23 protein-coding genes and 3 pseudogenes are annotated in these 18,831 nt (G+C 68.4%); 8 read left to right on the top strand and 18 right to left on the bottom strand.

Features of this window, described 5'->3' with window-relative positions:
* Positions 1-2 precede the first annotated feature (2 nt).
* Positions 3-338, bottom strand: coding sequence for a VOC family protein (locus Ari01nite_RS43180; protein ID WP_203789745.1), 336 nt, complete (start codon positions 336-338; stop codon positions 3-5).
* A 100-nt stretch (positions 339-438) separates the two neighbouring features.
* Here Ari01nite_RS43180 and Ari01nite_RS43175 point away from each other — a divergent pair, with 100 nt between their 5' ends.
* Positions 439-1,416, top strand: a complete 978-nt coding sequence (locus Ari01nite_RS43175) for an RNA polymerase subunit sigma-70 (RefSeq protein WP_203789743.1) — start codon at positions 439-441, stop codon at positions 1,414-1,416.
* 261 nt (positions 1,417-1,677) lie between these two features.
* On the top strand, positions 1,678-2,061 hold the full coding sequence (locus Ari01nite_RS43170) for an MCP four helix bundle domain-containing protein (protein ID WP_275410931.1): 384 nt from the start codon (positions 1,678-1,680) through the stop codon (positions 2,059-2,061).
* Between the two features lie 795 nt (positions 2,062-2,856).
* On the opposite strand, the gene Ari01nite_RS43165 is transcribed toward Ari01nite_RS43170, so the two are convergent.
* Positions 2,857-3,432 carry a YihY/virulence factor BrkB family protein gene (locus Ari01nite_RS43165; RefSeq protein ID WP_203789738.1) on the bottom strand — a complete coding sequence of 192 codons (576 nt, stop codon included), beginning with the start codon at positions 3,430-3,432 and terminating at the stop codon, positions 2,857-2,859.
* Positions 3,433-3,444: 12 nt separating this feature from the next.
* Positions 3,445-4,056, bottom strand: a complete 612-nt coding sequence (locus Ari01nite_RS43160) for a hypothetical protein (RefSeq protein ID WP_203789736.1) — start codon at positions 4,054-4,056, stop codon at positions 3,445-3,447.
* Positions 4,057-4,356: 300 nt separating this feature from the next.
* Here Ari01nite_RS43160 and Ari01nite_RS43155 point away from each other — a divergent pair, with 300 nt between their 5' ends.
* From Ari01nite_RS43155 to Ari01nite_RS51540, 3 genes and pseudogenes are all read left to right on the top strand, one after another.
* A complete protein-coding gene (locus tag Ari01nite_RS43155) occupies positions 4,357-5,211 on the top strand; it encodes a hypothetical protein (protein WP_203789734.1) in 855 nt (284 codons plus the stop codon).
* A gap of 224 nt (positions 5,212-5,435) precedes the next feature.
* A complete protein-coding gene (locus tag Ari01nite_RS43150) occupies positions 5,436-7,298 on the top strand; it encodes a metallophosphoesterase family protein (protein WP_239163504.1) in 1,863 nt (620 codons plus the stop codon).
* A gap of 144 nt (positions 7,299-7,442) precedes the next feature.
* Positions 7,443-7,697, top strand: a pseudogene (locus tag Ari01nite_RS51540) (hypothetical protein); the annotation flags it as partial.
* Here Ari01nite_RS51540 and Ari01nite_RS43145 read toward each other — a convergent pair.
* The 15 genes and pseudogenes from Ari01nite_RS43145 to Ari01nite_RS43080 all read right to left on the bottom strand — a co-directional run bounded on the left by Ari01nite_RS43145 (position 7,578) and on the right by Ari01nite_RS43080 (position 17,024).
* Positions 7,578-8,006 carry a calcium:cation antiporter family protein gene (locus Ari01nite_RS43145; RefSeq protein WP_203789896.1) on the bottom strand — a complete coding sequence of 143 codons (429 nt, stop codon included), beginning with the start codon at positions 8,004-8,006 and terminating at the stop codon, positions 7,578-7,580. The pseudogene Ari01nite_RS51540 and the gene Ari01nite_RS43145 overlap by 120 nt on opposite strands.
* Entirely contained in the window at positions 8,003-8,269 is a 267-nt protein-coding gene (locus Ari01nite_RS43140) for a DUF421 domain-containing protein (protein ID WP_203789732.1), read from the bottom strand. The genes Ari01nite_RS43145 and Ari01nite_RS43140 overlap by 4 nt, the downstream gene beginning before the upstream one ends.
* Positions 8,270-8,301: 32 nt before the next feature.
* On the bottom strand, positions 8,302-8,523 hold the full coding sequence (locus tag Ari01nite_RS43135; protein ID WP_203789730.1) for a DUF421 domain-containing protein: 222 nt from the start codon (positions 8,521-8,523) through the stop codon (positions 8,302-8,304).
* 664 nt (positions 8,524-9,187) lie between these two features.
* A complete protein-coding gene (locus Ari01nite_RS51140; protein WP_275410930.1) occupies positions 9,188-9,310 on the bottom strand; it encodes a hypothetical protein in 123 nt (40 codons plus the stop codon).
* Positions 9,307-9,762 carry a hypothetical protein gene (locus tag Ari01nite_RS43130; protein ID WP_203789728.1) on the bottom strand — a complete coding sequence of 152 codons (456 nt, stop codon included), beginning with the start codon at positions 9,760-9,762 and terminating at the stop codon, positions 9,307-9,309. Before Ari01nite_RS43130 ends, Ari01nite_RS51140 begins: the two co-directional genes overlap by 4 nt.
* A gap of 49 nt (positions 9,763-9,811) precedes the next feature.
* Positions 9,812-10,543: an Nramp family divalent metal transporter gene (locus Ari01nite_RS43125; RefSeq protein WP_203789726.1), complete on the bottom strand. Its 732-nt coding sequence runs from the start codon at positions 10,541-10,543 to the stop codon at positions 9,812-9,814.
* Between the two features lie 246 nt (positions 10,544-10,789).
* Positions 10,790-11,311: a DUF6328 family protein gene (locus Ari01nite_RS43120; protein WP_203789886.1), complete on the bottom strand. Its 522-nt coding sequence runs from the start codon at positions 11,309-11,311 to the stop codon at positions 10,790-10,792.
* 249 nt (positions 11,312-11,560) lie between these two features.
* Positions 11,561-12,169 carry a DMT family transporter gene (locus Ari01nite_RS43115; protein ID WP_239163517.1) on the bottom strand — a complete coding sequence of 203 codons (609 nt, stop codon included), beginning with the start codon at positions 12,167-12,169 and terminating at the stop codon, positions 11,561-11,563.
* 76 nt (positions 12,170-12,245) lie between these two features.
* Positions 12,246-12,434 (bottom strand): annotated as a pseudogene (locus Ari01nite_RS51535) (hypothetical protein); the annotation flags it as partial.
* 377 nt (positions 12,435-12,811) lie between these two features.
* On the bottom strand, positions 12,812-14,146 hold the full coding sequence (nhaA, locus tag Ari01nite_RS43105; protein ID WP_203789722.1) for a Na+/H+ antiporter NhaA: 1,335 nt from the start codon (positions 14,144-14,146) through the stop codon (positions 12,812-12,814).
* A gap of 128 nt (positions 14,147-14,274) precedes the next feature.
* On the bottom strand, positions 14,275-14,910 hold the full coding sequence (locus Ari01nite_RS43100; protein ID WP_203789720.1) for a BON domain-containing protein: 636 nt from the start codon (positions 14,908-14,910) through the stop codon (positions 14,275-14,277).
* Positions 14,911-14,967: 57 nt separating this feature from the next.
* Positions 14,968-15,147 (bottom strand): hypothetical protein, encoded by a 180-nt coding sequence (locus Ari01nite_RS43095; protein ID WP_203789718.1) that lies wholly within the window; start codon positions 15,145-15,147, stop codon positions 14,968-14,970.
* A gap of 251 nt (positions 15,148-15,398) precedes the next feature.
* Entirely contained in the window at positions 15,399-15,668 is a 270-nt protein-coding gene (locus Ari01nite_RS43090) for a GlsB/YeaQ/YmgE family stress response membrane protein (RefSeq protein WP_203789716.1), read from the bottom strand.
* Between the two features lie 49 nt (positions 15,669-15,717).
* On the bottom strand, positions 15,718-16,482 hold the full coding sequence (locus Ari01nite_RS43085; RefSeq protein ID WP_203789714.1) for a hypothetical protein: 765 nt from the start codon (positions 16,480-16,482) through the stop codon (positions 15,718-15,720).
* Positions 16,479-17,024 carry a hypothetical protein gene (locus Ari01nite_RS43080; RefSeq protein ID WP_203789712.1) on the bottom strand — a complete coding sequence of 182 codons (546 nt, stop codon included), beginning with the start codon at positions 17,022-17,024 and terminating at the stop codon, positions 16,479-16,481. The genes Ari01nite_RS43085 and Ari01nite_RS43080 overlap by 4 nt, the downstream gene beginning before the upstream one ends.
* 463 nt (positions 17,025-17,487) lie before the next feature.
* On the opposite strand from Ari01nite_RS43080, the gene Ari01nite_RS43075 reads away from it, so the two are divergent.
* From Ari01nite_RS43075 to Ari01nite_RS43065, 3 genes and pseudogenes are all read left to right on the top strand, one after another.
* Complete coding sequence (locus Ari01nite_RS43075) at positions 17,488-17,865, top strand: PRC-barrel domain-containing protein (protein WP_239163502.1); 378 nt, start codon at positions 17,488-17,490, stop codon at positions 17,863-17,865.
* Between the two features lie 391 nt (positions 17,866-18,256).
* Positions 18,257-18,478, top strand: a pseudogene (locus Ari01nite_RS43070) (cation:proton antiporter); the annotation flags it as partial.
* 65 nt (positions 18,479-18,543) lie between these two features.
* On the top strand, positions 18,544-18,831 hold a 288-nt coding region (locus Ari01nite_RS43065), incomplete at its 3' end, for a transposase (RefSeq protein ID WP_203789708.1).

The raw sequence follows: 18,831 nt of genomic DNA, 5'->3' as shown, positions 1-18,831 counted from the left end.
GCTCAGTTCGTCGGCACGAACAGCGCGACCAGGGCGTCGCCGGGATCGGCGACGATCACGGACGTCCCGCCCGGTCCGGTGGTCCGCTGCCGTACGATGCGTCCGCCGAGTTCGACCGCCCGTTTGGTAGCGACGTCGAGGTCGTCGACCATCACGTAGGGCACCCAGCGGCCCGCTGGAACGTCATCTGCTGGGGCGACGCCGCCCCACGGCTGCCCGCCTGCGGTGAACCAGCTCTGGTAGTCACCCGCACCCGGGCGGGTCGTCCAGCCGAACAGATTCTCATAGAACTCGGCGTGCACGGCGGTCAGGTCGAACCAGACGAATGGTGCGCTCATGGTTTGCTCTCCTCTCCCGTTAGGTGCCTACCTTTCGTACGATCCCCGGGCTGCGGCAAACTCATCGGTCATGTCAGACCCGACCGCTACGGTGTCCGGCATGAGCGCGCAGACGAGCACCGACCCGCTGCTGGCAGCGGCCCGCGCTGGCGACGACGGAGCGTTCCAAGCCTTGGTCGCACCGCATCTGCGGGCGCTGCACCTGCACAGCTATCGCATGCTCGGCTCCTACCACGACGCCGAGGAGGCACTGCAGGAGACGCTGCTGCGGGCCTGGCAGGGCCTGGCCGGCTTCGAAGGCCGGGCGCCGCTGCGGCACTGGCTCTACCGGATCACGACGACCACGTGCCTCAAGATGATCAACCGCCGGGCCCGCGAACCGATCGCCAGCCCGCTCGACGCGGCCTGGTTGCAGCCCTACCCGGACGCCCTGATCGACCAGCTGACCGACGCCGACGCCGACGCCGACCCGGCCGCGATCGTCGACCGACGCGAAAGCGTCGCCCTGGCCTTCGTGGCCGCCCTGCAGGTGCTGCCCGCCACGCAGCGGGCCGTGTTGATCCTGCGCGAGGTTCTCGCCTGGCCCGCACAGCAGGTCGCCGATCTGCTCGGTACCAGCGTGCCAGCGGTGAACAGCGCCTTGCAACGCGCCCGCGCCACCATCGCCGACACTGACAAACCGGTCGGGGCCAGGCCCGGAACGGCTCGCGAACGCGAGGTCGTGGAGGCGTTCGTGCGCGCCTGGCATGACTGCGACATCCCCGCGCTGGCGGCGTTGCTGCGCGACGACGTCACCCTGCACATGCCGCCGCAGGCGCTGCTCATCGACGGCCGGGAGGCGGTCGCCGAGTTCTTCGCTACCGTGCCCGCCGGCGGCCGGCTCGACCTGATCCACCTCGTCGGGGTCCGAGCCAACGGTCACCCGGCCCTTGCCGCCTACCTTCCCGACGACACCGCGCAGGACTGCCGCGGCTACGGCATCATGGTCCTCGCCGTCGACGGTGATCGAGTGGCTGGCATCGTCGGATTTCCCGACCCGGCCTTGTTCCCAGCCTTCGGCCTGGCCACCACCCATTGATGCTGTCGAGAAAGGGCGTGGTTTCAAGAGAGACCTCGCCGTCAACATGCGGAGTGTGACCCGGGCGGCCACAGGCCCAGCGGGATGGCTACCGGGCGCATCCAGTTCGACGTCAACCGACGGTTTCGTCTCCGCCCCTGCTCAACCCGTGTCTTTCCTGAAAGATATTCGGTTCCAGTTGCACGCGGCCCTGACGAGCGATGATTGCATTGCGTAGCGAACGCCGCGCTTTCGGTAACTGCTCGATGGGGGTGCCGCGCAGTGCGGAGTTGGAGCATCGGCAGGCGTCTCGGTGCCGGGTTCGTGGTCGTCGTTCTCGCCATGGTGGTGCTGGTCGGGGTAGGCGTCTGGGAAGTGCGCAGCATCGACGCATCGTTGACCACCATCAACGAGAAGAACGCGGTCAAGCAGCGGTTCGCGATCAACTTCCGGGGCAGCGTGCACGACCGTGCCATCGCGCTGCGCGACGTCGTCCTCTCCTCGACCGCGACCGCCATTGCCTCCTGGACGCCGTGTCCACCGTTCAGGACGCACTCGGCGGCGGAGTTGAACTTGTCGGAGCGTTCTGGATCCTGCTCATCTGCCACGCCGGCCTCCGGTCGCACGCGTTGCCGCTCGGCCTTTCCGGGAACCATGGCCCGCTGAAGTCACTGCCCCGTGCGGCCGTGCGGCGTCGCTCGGGCCGAGCAGCTCCAGCGACCCCGCAACCACGGCAGTGCCGTGTCGCGGTGGACTCCGATCCCACCTGGGGCAGGGTCAGCGACGAGCGGTTGATCTGCGTTCGGGTCGTGCTCGTTGGCATCTCAGCGGCTGAGGTTCCGGGAGCGCACCAGGCGGAGCAGGTGTTCCAGGGTGCAGCAAGTCGAGTCGCCGGGCAGGACGGTCTGATGTCAGAACACTGCGACGCGGTCGCCGGTGAGTATCGGGTAGGGCATCAGGATGACGCTGCCGGATTGGCGGGAATGGATAGGCAGCGTCGGCTTGGTCCGGCTTGGGGAACCGTCGGTTACACGAGCGCGTCGACCTGAAGGCGGCCGGCCCCTGCCGGGCTCGGTGACCGTGCCCGTGTTTTCGCTCGTGACCTGTGCCTGACCCTCATGCGTGAGCATCTGGACCGTCACCCGGGCGGCGGTCAGGACCGGATCTGCTCGATCCGCAGCAGGCCTTCAGTGCCTCGGACGCCGCGGCACGACCCCGCCCCGCTGCCCGCGTTCCATCGTGCCTGAGCCACCGTTCCGTACCGGCTGTTCTACGACCCCGACGGACGTCCTGGTACGCTGCGTTGCGCCGGCCGATGGTGACAGGCGGTCCTGGCGCCGTGGCCCGCTCGGGCGTAGCGCGAGCGGGAACCTCATGGACCGCTGCCGGATGTCTCCAAGCGAGGGCTGTTGATCGCCGTGGCTCGGCCGCTGTGGTGCTGATCCTGCTCGGGCGGTTCCGTTAAAGTTCGGTGGGTTGGCGCTGCGATCTACGAGGCCTCGCGATGCGGCGTGCCTGCTGCCGCCCGGTGCGGGTCGCTTCGTCAGGTTGCGACTCGTCGATGGTGGCGTTGAGTTCGGCGCCGATCAGCACCGCGAGGGCGGTCAGAAAGAAGAACAGCAGGAATGCGATCGGCCCGGCGTCGCCGCGCAGACCCGAGGGCAGGTACGCGCGAAGCGCCGCGCTGCCGCCGATCCAGATGAGCAGGGCGAGCACCGCTCCGGGCAGGTCTCTGGCCCAGCGCGTCTTCACCGGTACCGCCAGGTGATACAGCGACGTCAGAGCGGCCAGGGACAGTAGCACCACGGTCGGCCAGTAGGCCACGGTGATCAGCCATGTCAGGTCTGGGCCGGGAAGCTCGGACAACAAGCGGGCGAGGATGCCGGGTCCCATGACCAACAGTGGCAACAGCACCGCGCCGATCAGGAGAGCGGCCACATAGAGCATGATGTTCAGCAGTCGGGTACGCCAGAAACTGCGCAGCCCGTCCATGTCGTAGGCGTCGTGGCCGGGATGGCCGTACGCGTCGGCGAGCATCCTGGTGGCCTGTCACGCGCGTTCGAGGATGAGCGGCAGGTCGCCGTCGTCGTCCGGTGTGACGGTGAGGGTGTCACCGTCACAGGTGTAGGTTCCGGTGTCGAAGAACGGGTCGATGTCGACGGCGTCGCCGGTGCGTGCGGCGCCGTCACCGGTGTAGTCCTCGAGCGGCACGTTGTCGAAGAGGCGGGCGGATGCCGGTTCCGTGAGGTCGACGGTGAGGCGGGTCTGATCCCAGTTGATGTCGCCGATCGGCTGCCAGTTGCCGGTTGTCGCCGGTGACGGGCTGGTGCCCGAGCCAGCGTTCGTGGTCATCGGGCCTGTGGCCTGACCGCTGTAGGTGAACTTCCCGCTCACTTCGGCTTCGCCGAGGCGGGCGGAGAAGACGACCGGTTCCATGCCGTCGAAGGTGATCGCCGCGCCCCCGTCGGTCCCGATGGTCACCCGGAACCCGGCACCGCCGGTCAGATCGGCGTCTGCGGCGCCGCCGTCGGCGGCGGGCAGGCCGGTGCTGCGCCATTCACCGACCACGCACTCGGCGACGCCGGCCGTCGGCGCGGCAGAGGTGGGTGCCGGCTCACCGGTCGCCGGCACGTCGGGGCAGGCGTCGAGTTGTCGCCGCAACCGGCCATCAGGAGAAGTCCGGCGGCTGTGGCGCAGGTGAAGGCTGTCTTGTTCATGGGTGGCTCCCCTTCATTTTTAATGCGCCGTTGTCACATGCCGGCGTTATCGGGCCGGTACCGGCCGGCGCGGCGCACCTCGTTGTGATCCGAGTACCCGCGGTGCGTTCGTCGACCCGGTCGGGCGCACGACGGGTCGTGACAGTCCGATGACGGATGGCATCTGCCGGAACCCGGACCCGCCGCCACGTCGTCGTATTCGAGAAGAACGGACGACGGGTACACCGGACGAAGGAGGAATGGCATGCTCGACATGAACCGTCTGCTGGCAGGGTGTTCGACCCTGTTGATGCTTGCCGGTTGTGCCGCGTCAGGCGACACGGATGCCGGTGCTGACTCGTCAGCGGCCGCCTCGACACCGGTGCTGCTGCAGGTGCGGCGCGGCGGAGGTCTCGCCGGGACGGGGCCGCCCATCGCCGACGTACCGGCCGTGACCCTGTATCCCGACGGGCGCTTGGTCACGCCGGGGCCGCAGATCCTCATCTACCCCCCTCCGGCCTTGCCCAGCGTGCAACTGCAACGGATCGGCGCGGCCCGGGCGCAGGACCTCGCCGAGCGGGCCGTGGCCGCCGGGATCCGTCCGGACACCGATTTCGGCGATCCGCGGATACCCGACGCCACCACCACCTGGATCACCGTGAACAACGCGGGCACGCCGGCGACCGTCGCGATCATCGGCCTTCAGGAGGCCGACGTCGATCCCGACCTCACCGCGGCCCAGCAGGCAGCCCGAGAAGAGGTGAAGGCGCTGGTTCACGAACTCGAGGGACTACCGACAGCGGAGAGCCTGCCGCGGCCCGTTCCGTACCTGCCGGGCACGATCGCGGTTCTCGTACGCCCGCATTCGCCCGGCAGCCCCGATCCGGCAAGCCCGGCGCCGGTGAAAGCCTGGCCCGGACCGGCGCTACCCGGTTCCGAACCACCCGGAGAGACCTGGACCGGCTGTGTCATCGCCGAAGGATCTGACGTGGAACGGATCCGCTCGGCCGCAGAGGACGCCGGCACCATGACTCCCTGGACTTCACAGGGGCAGACATGGCAGCTGAGGATCCGGCCGCTACTGCCGAACGAGTCGCAATGCGCCGACCTGTCGATGTGAGGCAGGACGCCAGTGTGCCGGCGCCGTTCAGCAGCGGCACACTGGCGAAAGGAGCAGGGGCGGCGTCGAAGGCGGCGGCGTCCGCGGGCGCCGGCGACCAGGGCGACAAGTTTGCGGAGCGGCCGCCTCGGGCGGTGAACATGGCGGCCTCGTGACAGTGCCGTGACGGTCTGTCGCCGCGTCGACTGCCGCTGTCGAGCACCACCGCCTGGCCTCGCCGGCCGGTGGCGGGCGATCCGCGACGAGATCCACGCCGACGTGTGCGAACGGCTTTTACACTGACCGCAACACCTTCGCCCTCCTATGGCGCGACCGGCCTGGATGTCGCCCTGCTGCTGATCCCCAGCATAGGATTCCCTGCCCGGACGACGCTCGTGTGGTCAGCACCATCGACGCGATCCGACGAGAACAAGGATCTGTTCCGGCAGTGGACAGGTACCGCGACTGCTGCGAGGATCCGCGCATTGACCTGTCGCGATGGGCCGGGGAGTGGCGTGGCAGCTGCAAGCATGTCTCGTGGGCGAAACTTCGTTCGTCAGACGGTCCACGTCGTTGTCGGTGTCTGGCAGTGTGCTCGCGGGCACCGGCTTATCGGCCGTGCGGGTCTCGGCATTGCGGTGGCCGTGGTGAGCCTGGTCGGCGTCCATGCCGGTCTGCTCGCTGCTGGAGACACTCAGGCGGATGTGGGGCCGTTCGCGGCCCGGTTCTCGGTGACGCCGTCGCTGTCGGGGGGCACCGAGGTGCAGATCCCGCCGCTGGGCTCGCTCGGTCTGGCCAGTCACGATGGGCCGGCGCATTTGAAGGTACGCCTGGACACCTTGGATCAGGACCGGACGTTCGCGCTGGCCAACGACACCAATGGGCTTGCCGCGGCCAGCCAGACCGCGGCGACCGACGTGCAGAACGGCGTCACCCGGCTGCTGACCCGGTCGATCGTCGCCGGGCTGCTCGGGGCGCTGCTGCTGTCCGCGATCGTCTTCCGGCGTTGGCGTCGTGTGCTGGCCGGCGTCGGTGTCGCTGCGGCGACCCTCACAGCGACCGGTGCGATCACCGCGGTCACGTTCAAGCCCGGCTCGATCGAGGAACCGACGTATCACGGGCTGCTCGCCAACGCGCCCGCGGTCGTCGGTGACGCCCGCCGTATCGCCGACCAGTTCACCAAGTACCGCGACCAGCTGCAACGGATGGTCGGCAACATCAGCAAGGTCTACGCCACGTTCTCCACACTGCCGGTCTATCAGGCCAGCCCGGACACGATCCGTGTCCTGCACGTCTCCGACCTGCACCTCAACCCGGCCGCCTGGACGGTGATCGCGGCGGTGGTCAAGCAGTACCAGGTGAACGTCGTGGTCGACACCGGCGACATCAACGACTGGGGCAGCCAGGTCGAGGCGTCGTTCGTCGCTGCGATCGGAGCCCTGGGCGTGCCGTACGTCTATGTCCGTGGTAACCACGATTCGTCGATCACCGCCGCGGCCGTGGCCGCGCAACCCAACGCGGTCGTGCTGGACAATCAGATCGCCACCGTGGCCGGGCTGACGTTCGCCGGCATCGGCGATCCACGCTTCACCCCCGACAAGGAGGCCAGCGCCGAGATCGATGACGTGCCTGGGCTGCTCGACGCGTCCGGGTCACAGCTCGCCGCCACGGTCGACGCCGCCGGCACACCGGTCGACATCGCGCTCGTGCACGACCCGGCCAGCGCCGGACCGCTCAACGGTGCGGTCCCGCTGGTGCTCGCCGGGCATCGGCACACCCGTAAGGTCAGCATCCTGGCGCCGGTATCCGGACGGAGCGAAACCCGGCTGATGGTCAGCGGCTCCACCGGCGGAGCCGGCCTGCGCGGACTCGAAGGCGACACCCCCACCCCGCTCGAGATGACACTGATCTACCTCGACCCTTCGCACACGCTGCAGGCCTACGACGAGATCACGGTCGGCGGCAGCGGCACCGCCGAAGTCACGATCCGACGCCGACTCGCCGCCGACGACCCCGACAGCGAGCCGGCAACGCCGGCGTCACCGCAGTCGCACTCCGCATCGCCCGCACCCCTCAACAGCTTTAATCCCAGCCCTTCCAGGCGATGATCGGCCTGCTCATCACCACGACCCTCGGTGCAACAGTCATCGATTCGTGACGGGGTCGCGGACTGGTCGCCGCACGAGTTTGTGACCCTGAGAAAACGGCACGGGTCATCGGCTCGGCCGGTTCACGATTCGTGGGAGGGCTTCATGTACTGGTGGTCGTACCCCGAGTGGTATAACAGCGTGGCGTACCGCGGATCTCGGCGCGGCCGCGACGCCATGCTGGCCTGTCCCCGAACGACGACGACCATGTTGCCCATCGACGGTGAACGCGGACTTGCCTTACGGGTGGCAGCGGCGTTGCTCAACGATCCGGCCGTGACCGGTGGATCGGTGGAGGTGAGCGCGCAGAACAGCGTCGTGATCCTCGACGGTGAGATCGACACCGAGGCTGCCGGCACCGCCGCAGCCGAGCAAGCGCGGTCCGTCCCCGGCGTGACCGACGTCTGCAACGCGCTCACCGCCGAGCGGGTTCGCCAACGCGAACTGGGCATCGCCGCCCAACGCGCCCACCACGGTCGTGCCGATCCCGGGCAGCGAGGTCACCGCGCCCAGCAGCAGCGCCCCGGCCGCGGCCTCGCCCATCCCGGTACGGTCGGCCAGAGCATCGGCTGTCGACGCCAGCCGCCGGCCCACCGCAATAATCGACCCCAGGGCCACGGTCAGAGCGATGACGCTGGGTGCCAGCGGCCAGGGCGGGCCGCCGATCACGCGGTGTTCCCGCAGCCGTCGACGTCGGCCAGGGCGGTGAGGTCGCCGGCTTGCTCTGCCGGGATGACACTGAAGCTGCCATCGGTTTCTAGGACGACCGCCGCGACGGAGGCCACGCTGCCCAAGCCCTGAGCACGGATCGCCTGGTGGACCTCTCCCGGAGTGACACGTTGCCGGCGCAGTACGTCGGTGAGGATCTCGCCGTCGCGCAGCAGCAGCGTGGGCTGCGACTTGAGCAGACGGCGGACCGGACCGAACCGCACCGACAGCCACGAGGCGGCCAGCTGCAGGACGATCAGCAGGATGAGCGCGAACAGTCCCTCGAGCAGGCGACATCGCGGGACAGCAGGATGGTCGCCAGTGTGGAACCGAGCGCGACGGTGACGATGAGATCGAAGGCGTTCATCTTCGCCAGGTTTCGTTTGCCGGACCAGCGCAATACGGCGATCAGCGCTGGATAGATCAGCACGCCGACAACGACGACGCGCCAGAGATCCGAGGGATTCTGAAGCAGCATGCTCCTGCCGTACCCCTCCGGGATGAGGGTGACGCACGATCCGAAGGCGTGCCCCTGAACGAAAGCGACGCCGCCCTGGTAACCCGCAGAACCTTGCTGATCGGCGAACAGAACAGCTTCGTGGTGGGTCGGATGCCTTACCTCGAGCGGTGTGCGAAATCGGCAGCGGACTGTGATGTGTCCGGTGCTCGACCGTCAAAGTCGTCGACGAGGGTGGCCGGACTGCTGAACGCCACGGGCGGACGGTCCACTTGCTGGCGCCTCGACGTTCGTCCGACGTATCCTCGCCGCGGCCGAGCTCAGCGAGGCTTTCCCCGTCGTTGACGAAGTGCCGAAGGAGGCGGTCGCGGCCTGACCTGCGTCGCGCCGCTGGAAGTCGCCGACGACAGTGATCACCGTTCGTGTGATCGGCGGGCGTCCCCCGTAGCGTCCGCCGCTAACTGTGACCGCACACATCCATGATCTTTCCGGGCCCCAGGGGCCGGGTGGGAGCAGGAGCTGCATGCTCAGCGTGGTCGCTTTCGGTGTCAGTGCCACACCGCTACGCCCGGCGTACGCCGGTTCCCGCAGCCCCAGCCGGGGTGACTCGACGCAGCCGCCCACGCCGACGCTAACCAGCGCCGCGGCGGGCAACAGAGCCAGCCCGATCACGACTCCGATGCACTCACATCACCTGCTGCCACAGGTAGTAGGCGGCGAAGGTGGTGAAGAAGACGATCGCGGCCACGACCAGGCCGGTGGCGACGCGTCCGGCTCGCAGCTCGGCTGGCAGCGTGCGCCGGTTCAACCAGAGGGTGAGCCCGCGACCAGCGGAATGTGCACGGCCTCGATGGAACCGGCCAGACTCAGCAGCGCAATCGGGTCACCGAAGATCAGGAACACCGCGAACGGGAGTAAGGCCAGCCAGCCGATGACCGCGATCCGGCCGATGATCTCGGGCCTGGCCCAGGTCCGGTCGGCGGGCCGAGTTGGCAGCAGCCGGCGGATGCCATCGGTGTAGAGCCGCTGCCAGCCGTCGATGTTGGTCAGCGTGGCCGTCCAGAAGGCGGAGATCAGTCCGGCGACCATCAGCCAGAAGCCGACGCCGAAGACTTCGCTGAACAGTGTCGTCAGGTCGCGGGCCATGTCGGACTCGGCCGGCACGATGCCTTCCGGGCGCAGTAGTTCGGCGCCGAGCACGAGGAAGGCGAGGGTGATGATGCCGGTGCCGACGACGGCGGACGTCGAGTCCAAGGTCATGGTGCGCAGCCAGCGGCGCAGCGGTCGATCTGCCCGGTGTCGAGTGAGTTCAGGTCGGCGCGTCGGCCGGTGTCGAGGGCGGCCATGCCGGTGCCCTTGCGACGACCCAGTACGAGTACCACATGAGCCCGGCGGCGCCGTTGGACAGGAACCCCAACCACGGCAGGATGTCGGCGACCACCAGATCGGATGGGATGCCTGGGATGATCCCGGTGGCGGCTTCGCCGAGATCCGGGCCGACCATTACCGCGGCGATCACCGCGCCGACGGCGAGCAACAGCCCGAGGGCCCGCGACACCCATTCCACGCCCGCGTACCGGCCGAACAGCACCAGGCCTGCGGCTGCGGCGATCACCACGCCGGTCCACAGCTGCACCGGCCCGGTCACCGCCAGCACCACCGCACTGCCCGCCGCGCTGGCGATCCCCGCGATCGACGCGGCCCCGACCACCAGCTGCGGCAGCAGGATCGCCCAGATCGCCCAGCCTCGCGGGCCGGGCAGCTCGGACAGACCGGTCAGCAGCTTGCCGCCGGTGACCACGCTGTACCGACCGACCTCCCGGGTGACGAACAGCTTCAGCAGTAACGCCACGACCAAAGCCCACAGCAGCGCATAGCCGTACTGCGCGCCGACGCGTGGGGTGAACAACAATTCGCCGGTCGCCAGTGCGGCCAGCGCCCACAACACACCGGGCCCGATGTAGCGAAGCCGATTACGCCCCGTCGGCGGATCGGGAACCCCGACGGTCCCGGCCCGTCCGGTCGTCTCCGGCGCGCTCATACGGATCGTCCTCCCGGTACACGGACAATGTCGTTCCGCCTACCCGCGCGCCCTGGCGGCAACCGCGACACGCGTTGAAGATTCGAAGACAAATAGATCGTTACGGATACCGGGACGCCGGAGGCCGGTCCCTGCACACGCCCTACTGGCCGCCGTCCTTCGCCGGGATCGCCCGGGCCTGACGTCAGGCACGACGCCGGCCGAGCCGGTCCACTCGAGCAACGTGCTGGAACAGGTGGCTGCGGCTTACCGATCGGTCCCGGCGTTCACCCGTTGCGAGACCTCCTGTGCGGAAAGATGCTCGTCCGGATCATTCCCGCTCCAACTGCGCCGAGCCAGCGGCAGCACGCCCCACAAAGTGAGGAACCACGCCGCCGCCATCACGGTCAACGCGAAGGCGAAGGGCCTCGGCAACAGGAAATCCGTGATCAACAACACCGACGTCGCCATCGCCACCACCATGCACCCCAGGCCGGCGCTGGCCATACGATGCGCGAACCGCACCAACTCCGGCTTGCGGCCCCGCCGGAACAACACGCGGTGGAACGCCACCGGCGAGATGATCGCCCCCGTAGCGAACGCGGCAGCCAGCAGCGCCACCATGTACATGCCACGCTGCACGCCGGTGGTCTGCTCGAACTGGGCGGTGAACGGCAACGTCAGCAGAAACGCGAACAGGATCTGCACGCCGGTCTGCGCCACCCGCAGTTCCTGCAACAGGTCGCCGAAGTTGCGCTCCCACCGTTGCTTCTCCGTCTCGTGACCCATCCGCGCCCGCCCTCCCATCGATCTTCGGTGTTTGATGCCCCACCTGAGCGTGACCAAACGGCACCGTCCGGTCGCGAAAGGCATCGCCGTTTTCCCGGTCGCCGGCTCCGGCACCGGTCGGAGCCGTCGTCGGCAATGAACCACCGAGCTGTGGCTCGACCAAGCACCCGTGAGGTCGTCGACGCCGGCCGTACGTGCGGGTCTTGTGACTCAGGGCCGCCTGAATCTGTTCGGAGGGGCCGACGACGGTCAGCTGCCTTCTCGTTCGTCGTTGCGGCGGGTGTCGCTGTAGGCGACGGCGGCGATGCCGGTCCCGACTGCGGCCATGCCGACGACATGGATCCACGCGAACGACTCGCCGACCAGCAGGTAGGACAGCAGCAGTGCGCTGAGCGGCATGACCGCCATGAATCCCGAGGCGGTGGTGCCGGACACCCGCATCACGCCGCCGAACCACAGCAGCGAGCCGAGGCCCATCGTGCCGGCACCCCACCACAGCAGCGCCAGCCAGTCGGTGGCAGCCGGGCGGGACCAGTCGAAGTCGATGGCCTGCACGACCGCGAAGGGTGCGAACAGCAGTGCCGCACCGGCGGCGGCCCACACGGCGATCGTCTGCGGTGACAGGTTGGCGGTGAGCTTCTTGCCGAGCAGGGTGTAGGTCGCCTCGCAGCAGACGGCGCCGAAGACCAGCAGGCTGCCCAGCCACACGTTGTCGCCGGATCCGCTGGACGGGCCGCCGAGGTTGACCGCGACCACGCCGGCCACCGCGACGGCCAGCCCAGCGGCTTTCCAGCCGGTGATCCGGTCGCGCAGCAACAGCACCGCGCCGATCGCGGTGACGGCCGGGGTGGTGGCCATCACCACGGCGCCCGGGTGCCTGCCGCATGCCGTAGAACAGCAGCAGCGTGAACCCGAACGTGCCGATCGCGGCGATACCGGTCAGCAGCAGCCAGTCACGCCGTTGCAGTCGGGGCACCGGATGTCCGGGGGACACCCGGCGGATCGCCAGCACCGGCACCAGCACAGCGAACGCGGTCAGCATCCGCAGCCCCGAGGCAACCATCGACTGGAACGCCTCGCCGACCAGCTTGCTGACCGGCGTCGCGCTGCCGAACAACGCCATTCCCACCGCCAGCAGCGCGTAGGTCGAGGCACGCGAACTGGTGGAAGCTGATCGTGTAGTCGTCATGCTGCGCGCCTACCCGTTCGTCGGTCGATTGACCCTGACGATGACAACGCACTTTGCGGTTTCCTCCGCTCCCGCCGAGTTGGCGCGCGGCCCGGGGACGTGACCGGAGGGTACGGGACGGCACGAACCTTGCTGCGCTCGGCGCGTGGTGCCGCCGAGGTGGTGCTGCTGAACCCGGCCGACTAAGCCCTCTACCTCCCGTTGCTGCCCGAGGTGACCGGTCGTGTCCGCGCCCCGTTGCGGGTCACCGTGGACGCCCGGACGGTTTCCATCGATTCGAGGTTCGGTACGCGAGTTCCGTACCGTGTGCGTCAGCTGTTGCGCTCTTGCTGCTGAGGCGTCGTCTGGTAGATGTCGGGGATGCCGTCGGCGTCGGCGTCGTGGGTGGCGCGTTCGTGCAGCCGGCGGTAGACGGTGTTGCGGCGGCTGAGCACGATCGCGGCCAGGGTAGCGGCGATGACGGAGGCGGCGACGACGGCGACCTTCGCGGCGCTGTCACGGTCGGTGCCGGCGCCGAAGGCGAGTTCGCCGATCAGCAGGCTGACGGTGAAGCCGATGCCGGCCAGCAGTGACACCCCGAACAGGTCGGTCCAGGACAGTTCCTCGTCGAGTTCGGCGCGGGTGAAGCGGGCCATCAGGAAGGACGAGCCGAGGATGCCGATCACCTTGCCGAGCACCAGCCCGGCGACGATGCCGACGACGATCGGGTCGGTGGCGATGGTGCCGACGTCGGTACCGCGCAGCGACACACCCGCGGCGAAGAACGCGAACACGGGCACCGCAAAACCCGCCGATACGGGCCGCCACACGTGTTCGAGATGTTCGGCCATGCCGTGCTCGGCGCCAGCGCGGGCCGCCACCGGCACGGTGAAACCGAGCAGCACCCCGGCGATGGTGGCATGCACTCCGGAGGCGTGCATGAGCGTCCACGCGGTGACGGCGAGCGGGATGAGCGCCCACCACCAGGTCTTGCCGCGTTGCACGAGCAGGGCGAACACGGCGATCGGCAGCAGCGAGCCGAGCAGGAACAGGATCTGGAAGTCGTCGGTGTAGAACAGCGCGATGATGGTGATCGCCAGCAGGTCGTCCACCACGGCCAGGGTCAGCAGGAACGCCCGGAGCCCGAGCGGCAGGTGGGAGCCGATCACGGCCAGCACGGCGAGGGCGAACGCGATGTCGGTCGCGGTGGGCACGGCCCAGCCCTGCAGCGCGGCACGGTCACCCATGTTGATCAGTGCGAAGATGACGGCGGGTACGGCCATGCCGCCCACAGCCGCGACGATGGGTAGGGCGGCCTGGCGCGGGTTGCGCAGGTCTCCGGCGACGAACTCGCGTTTGAGTTCCAGCCCGACGACGAAGAAGAAGATCGCGAGCAGGCCGTCGCCGGCCCAGTGTGCGAGGTCCAGGTCCAGGTGCAGCAGGGCCTGCCCGCCGGGCCAGGGGACGAAGTGCCGTACCTGCTGGTAGGCGTCGACCCATGGCGTGTTGGCCCAGATGAGCGCCAGCGCAGCGCCGAGCAGCAGCAACACTCCACCGACCGTTTCGGTGCGCAGCGCCTCGGTGACGAACTTGGCCTCATTCCAGGTCGACATCCGGAACAACGGCCGGGCGGACGCGGCGTTCCGGTCTTGTCGAGGGTCAGCCATCTCGTTTCCCTGCCGGTCGTCTGATCCCGCACCAGTACCCGATTTTCGTGTTTGCGCACACGATGGTGCAGGTGAGGGGCGCGGATTGCCGCTGCGGTGCCGATGGCGCGACGCGGCGCGTCGCGAGTTCAGGAACTGCCGTGCGACGGGAGGCGTCGTGAAGTGCTGCCGGATCGGTGTGGTCTCCGTTTCCTGAGTGCCACCGCTGTCGCCATGATCAGGAGCCCGCCGATGATGAGGACGGCGAGCCACGTCGCGGTGACCAGCAGCACCGAAAGCAACGCCCACGCGACGCCGACGACGATCGCGAGGGTGATGCGTACGGCCGGATTGAGAGAGACTTCGACACGGCGGGCGAGGCCGGGGTCCTGTGCCATCAGGTCCGCGGTGATGGCATCGAACGCCGTCCGGTTCGGGTGGGCGCCCTGGTGCCGGGCATCGGCCGTACCGCCGTGTGCGGTTGACGACGGTGTGTCGCCTGGTGCAGCCGAGACGGTCACCATGTTGCAGATGTCGCGCACCCCGTTGATTTTTCGGGCTATGTTGGCGGCATTGTCCCGGTCGGCAGGGGAAGTGACGGTTCCGCCGAGAAGGACGACACCGTGCTGTGCCTGCACCGTGATGGCCTGCGTGCTGGCGTCGGGCTGCTGCCGTAGTCGTTCGGTTACTTGCTGGCAGAGTGCGTTGTCGGGGTCGGGTTGGTGCTGGTGAGGCTCGCTGCGGGAGGAGTCGTCGGGGTATGGCCGCTTCATCATGATTGTCATCCGTTCCTGCTGGTGACGGTGTGCCCCCGGCCTCGGTGGAGCTGGCGCGGCAGGGCGTTATTCGCCTTCGGCGTCTCGGCCGCGGGGTTCCTGCGGGCTGCTCGCGGTGGCGCCGGGACCGTACGGGGACTGCTGGTCGGCCGGGATGGTGCGGTGCTCGGCGCGCGGGCTCTTTCCGGTCGCGGCGTCGGGGAGGTCGCTGTCTTGGACCAGGCGCGTCTCGCCGCTGCGGCGCATCGGGCTGTTGAACGTTCGGCATGATCGAGTCTCCTCCGGGTGACTTCCTTGAAGCCGGCGGTGTCGCATCCCTGCGTCCGCAGTCCCTGTTAGAAGTGAGGGATACGCTGCCGACGACCATGGTCTGTGAAGGCATCCCCCGTACGGCCGCGGTTATCCATGACGGTTCTGTGTCAGCGCCCATTCCAGGCACAAAGCGCGGGGCTGCAGCGGCACGCCGTCGTATGCCGTATCAGAGTGGGCGCGGTGTGTCAGAGTTGGCGGCGTCCGCGGGTGCCGGCGACCAGGGCGACACCGGCCGCGGCGAGGCCGATCTGCAGGGCGAGTTCGATCCAGTCGATGCCGGCGGTGTCGTCGACGCCGAGGGCGGCGGCCAGGAAGGTGCCGATGAGCGCGGCCACCACGCCGACCACCAAGGTCAGCCAGATCGGGATGTTCTGCTTGCCCGGTACGACGAGACGACCGAGTGCGCCGATGATCAGGCCGAACAGGATGGCGGTGAAAAATCCGGTGACTTCCATGATGCTCTCCTTGAGCGGTGCGGTGATGGCGGTCGTACCAGGGGCGTCCTCATCGACTGGCTACCGACGGGCTGTCGTTGGGCTGCCGGTCGAGGCTGAGGTGGGAGACGCCTGCGGTCAGGTCGATGTCGTATCGGTCCCCGGCGTCGGTCCAGCTGTCGGTGGTGAGCACCGTGCCGCCGGCGATGCCGGTGTGGCGCTCACCGTCGATGTCGGCTGTTCCGGCGCCGCCCCCGATACGCACCCTCGCTGGCACGTGCTTGGGCAGATGGATCCGGAACTCGCCGGCACCACCGGCCAGGCCGATCGCGACGGCGCCCGAGGGCGGCGGTAGGAAGAGCTCCGCTCGGCTGGTGCCCGCGACGAAGTCGACACGCGCGACCTTGCCGGCGCTCAAGTCCAGAAGCTGTTCCTTGGCGCCGCCGTGCAGACGGATCGTCCACCGGACGGCAGCGTTCAACTCGGCGGTCACGATGGCGAGACCACTGCCGGGTCCGTCTGTCAGCGAGGTGGTGAGCACCTCGTCGTCGAGGACGGCGGTGGGAAGGACTTTCGAGTCCTCGGGGGTGGAGATGCGGTACAGCTCTCCGTCGAGGTCGTGGGCACGTACCCGGATCACGTCGGCTCCCGCCGTCATGAGGAACGTGGCCTGTTCCCGGTCGCCGGCGAGGTCCCCGGAGATCACGTGGTCGCCGTCGTGCCGGGCCGGATCATCGCCGCAGGCGGCCATCGAGAGCAGCACCGCGGCGAACAGCGTGCGGACGGCGAGCCGGCGCACACCGTGACGCAGGCGACGCCGATCGGGCCGTGTCATCGACCGTTACCCGCCGGGTGCTCCGGTGCCTGCTCTCTGAGCAGCCGTGCTGCGTGGTCGGCGAGCTCGGCGTCGACCAGCAGATCGACATGGCTGACGTTCACCTGGCTCGCGCGGGCGGCGGCACGGCGGGTGGCCAGCATGCCATGACTTATCACCGCGACGATGGCACCGAGGACCGTTCCCAGCAGGGCTGCGGCGAAGATCAGCCAGCCGTCCGACACCGTCGGGTCGACCAGCCCGGTCAGCCGGAGCAGCCCACCGACCAGCGCACCGGTGATCAGTCCGGGCAGCGCCCCTTTGCCGGCGACGGAGACCGTTGCCCAGCGATCGGACTCCCGGGTCGCTGGCGTGAGGTCGCGGCCGACCAGCATGATGCGATCGGGCGAGATGCCGGCGGCAACCAGGTCGTCGTACAGCTGCCGAGCCTCGGCCAGGCCGGGTGCGCCCTCGATCAGGCGCTGCGCCACACCGACCCGCGCGGTTGCCGAACGGCTGGTCGTCTCGTCCGGGCGGTGCTGCCGCTGTTCGTTCACACCCATGGTGACCTCCTTGGTCGACGGATCGATGTGTCCGAGGTGCGGGTACCCCCGGCTGCTACCAGCCATCACATTCCGCCGGAACGTCATGGAATCGACAAACATCATGTTCGCGGCGAGGATCGGCACGGCGAACACCGCACTGTCGTGACAGCGCTGGCGATGTTCGGGATGCGGGCGGCGAAAGACGACCGACGAGCCTGGTTGAGAACGGCGTCGGAGCATGGATCAGCGGTGGTATAGGGCGTCGAGCACCGTCGCGGACACCGGCAGCAGCGCCACGCCCGCCGCCAGTACCGGCAACAGCCTGCGGTCACATCGGCGTGCGCGGCACGCCGGCCGGCGGGCAGATGCTTCGGGAAGTTCTCGGTGAATCGATCGGTTTAGGACCGCAAACCGATGGTACTTGCAGCACATGGGGAATCCAGACGGAAGAGGCGACAGGTCATCTGACGAGACCATCGCCTTGGTCAAGCTCAGCGACAGCGACCAGATGGTGACTGATCCCGCTGAGGACATCCGCGGCCGCAAGGTGATCGATCGTGACGGCAGCGATCTCGGCAAAGTCGATGACCTACTCATCGACGCCAGCGAACGCAAGGTACGCATGTTACGCGTGGAACACGGCGGAATCTTCGGCATCGGCGCTACGGCGTCGTTCATCCCGGTGGACGCCGTCAAGGACATCCGCGACGATGTCGTGCACGTCAGCCAGTCCCGCGAACACGTCGGCAAGGCACCCCGCTACGACCCGGACCTGGTAGACGCCAACGACGCCTACGCCGAGCTGTACAAGCACTACGGATATACCCCACACCGCAACAGCTATCTGCACCCCATGTAGTCGTACTTCCCCGACGGCAGCGCAGTCGGAAAGCGGCGCGCGCCGAACGAACGGCGTCCGCCGCTGCGCTTGACGGTCGACGATGACGGCGATGCCCCGCCGACCTGCACCAGGCCATGCCAGGTCTATCGCGACCTGGGTTAGGTAGTGCGAACACCGGATTGGCGGTCGCGCGGGCGTCACAGCCGACCTGAGCGCCACGGTCCGCTGGCGCCGCCGGGACGGTGCTGACCTCGGAAGACTGGACGGGCGCGGGGAACCGGTATGAAATTGACCTGATGGCTGGGTTTTGCATCTGATCGTGACCCGTAAATGAACCGGCTACCCTGCCGGTACGTGCCGGTATCTGCTGGCCGGTGAGATCAACCGTCCTTGTCGACCGGAGCCTTCGTTGCTGTTGCTCGCCTTCGCCTGCGTGCTGTTGCTCGCAGTCCTGGTGTCTGCCCTGGCCAAGCGGACCATCTTGTCCACCGCGGTCCTGTTCTTGGCCGCCGGCTTCGTCCTGGGTCCGGATGTGACCGGGGTGCTCGACGTGCACGCCGACTCGGCGATCGTCGGTACCCTCGCCGAGCTTGCCTTGTTCGCGGTGTTGTTCACTGACGGGATGCGGGTGGTGAGTTTCCCCCGGTTTCACGGAGCTTCTCAAGCATGATCGACTGATCATGGGGAGGAAGTTCTGTGGCTGCACCGAAGAAGTACCCCGACGAGCTGCGAGCGCGGGCTGTGCGCTTGTATCGCGAGTCGGACCCGAAGCCCGTGATCCGTAAGCTGGCGGCCCAGCTCGGTGTGCATCACGAGGCGCTGCGGAACTGGATCCGGCAGGCCGAGGCCGATGCCGGCGAGCGCACGGATCGGCCGACCAGCGAGATGCTGGAGGAGAACCGCCGGCTGTTGAAGGAGAACGCCGAGCTGCGGCGGACCAACGAGATCCTGAAGGCCGCGTCCGCGTTTTTCGCCGCGGAGTGC

Source organism: Paractinoplanes rishiriensis, assembly GCF_016862375.1.
GTDB classification, from domain to species: domain Bacteria; phylum Actinomycetota; class Actinomycetes; order Mycobacteriales; family Micromonosporaceae; genus Actinoplanes; species Actinoplanes rishiriensis.
Note: the sequence above shows the minus strand (reverse complement) of the source record. Positions and strands in the feature narration are given on the sequence as shown.

Excerpts from the sequence above, each read along its gene's own strand:
- Ari01nite_RS43180 (WP_203789745.1), bottom strand. The coding sequence starts at position 338 with ATGAGCGCACCATTCGTCTGGTTCGACCTGACCGCCGTGCACGCCGAG.
- Ari01nite_RS43175 (WP_203789743.1), top strand. The coding sequence starts at position 439 with ATGAGCGCGCAGACGAGCACCGACCCGCTGCTGGCAGCGGCCCGCGCT.
- Ari01nite_RS43165 (WP_203789738.1), bottom strand. The coding sequence starts at position 3,432 with ATGCTCGCCGACGCGTACGGCCATCCCGGCCACGACGCCTACGACATG.
- Ari01nite_RS43155 (WP_203789734.1), top strand. The coding sequence starts at position 4,357 with ATGCTCGACATGAACCGTCTGCTGGCAGGGTGTTCGACCCTGTTGATG.
- Ari01nite_RS43135 (WP_203789730.1), bottom strand. The coding sequence starts at position 8,523 with ATGCTGCTTCAGAATCCCTCGGATCTCTGGCGCGTCGTCGTTGTCGGC.
- Ari01nite_RS43130 (WP_203789728.1), bottom strand. The coding sequence starts at position 9,762 with ATGACCTTGGACTCGACGTCCGCCGTCGTCGGCACCGGCATCATCACC.
- Ari01nite_RS43125 (WP_203789726.1), bottom strand. The coding sequence starts at position 10,543 with ATGAGCGCGCCGGAGACGACCGGACGGGCCGGGACCGTCGGGGTTCCC.
- Ari01nite_RS43120 (WP_203789886.1), bottom strand. The coding sequence starts at position 11,311 with ATGGGTCACGAGACGGAGAAGCAACGGTGGGAGCGCAACTTCGGCGAC.
- Ari01nite_RS43115 (WP_239163517.1), bottom strand. The coding sequence starts at position 12,169 with ATGGCCACCACCCCGGCCGTCACCGCGATCGGCGCGGTGCTGTTGCTG.
- nhaA (WP_203789722.1), bottom strand. The coding sequence starts at position 14,146 with ATGGCTGACCCTCGACAAGACCGGAACGCCGCGTCCGCCCGGCCGTTG.
- Ari01nite_RS43100 (WP_203789720.1), bottom strand. The coding sequence starts at position 14,910 with ATGACAATCATGATGAAGCGGCCATACCCCGACGACTCCTCCCGCAGC.
- Ari01nite_RS43095 (WP_203789718.1), bottom strand. The coding sequence starts at position 15,147 with ATGCGCCGCAGCGGCGAGACGCGCCTGGTCCAAGACAGCGACCTCCCC.
- Ari01nite_RS43090 (WP_203789716.1), bottom strand. The coding sequence starts at position 15,668 with ATGGAAGTCACCGGATTTTTCACCGCCATCCTGTTCGGCCTGATCATC.
- Ari01nite_RS43085 (WP_203789714.1), bottom strand. The coding sequence starts at position 16,482 with ATGACACGGCCCGATCGGCGTCGCCTGCGTCACGGTGTGCGCCGGCTC.
- Ari01nite_RS43080 (WP_203789712.1), bottom strand. The coding sequence starts at position 17,024 with ATGGGTGTGAACGAACAGCGGCAGCACCGCCCGGACGAGACGACCAGC.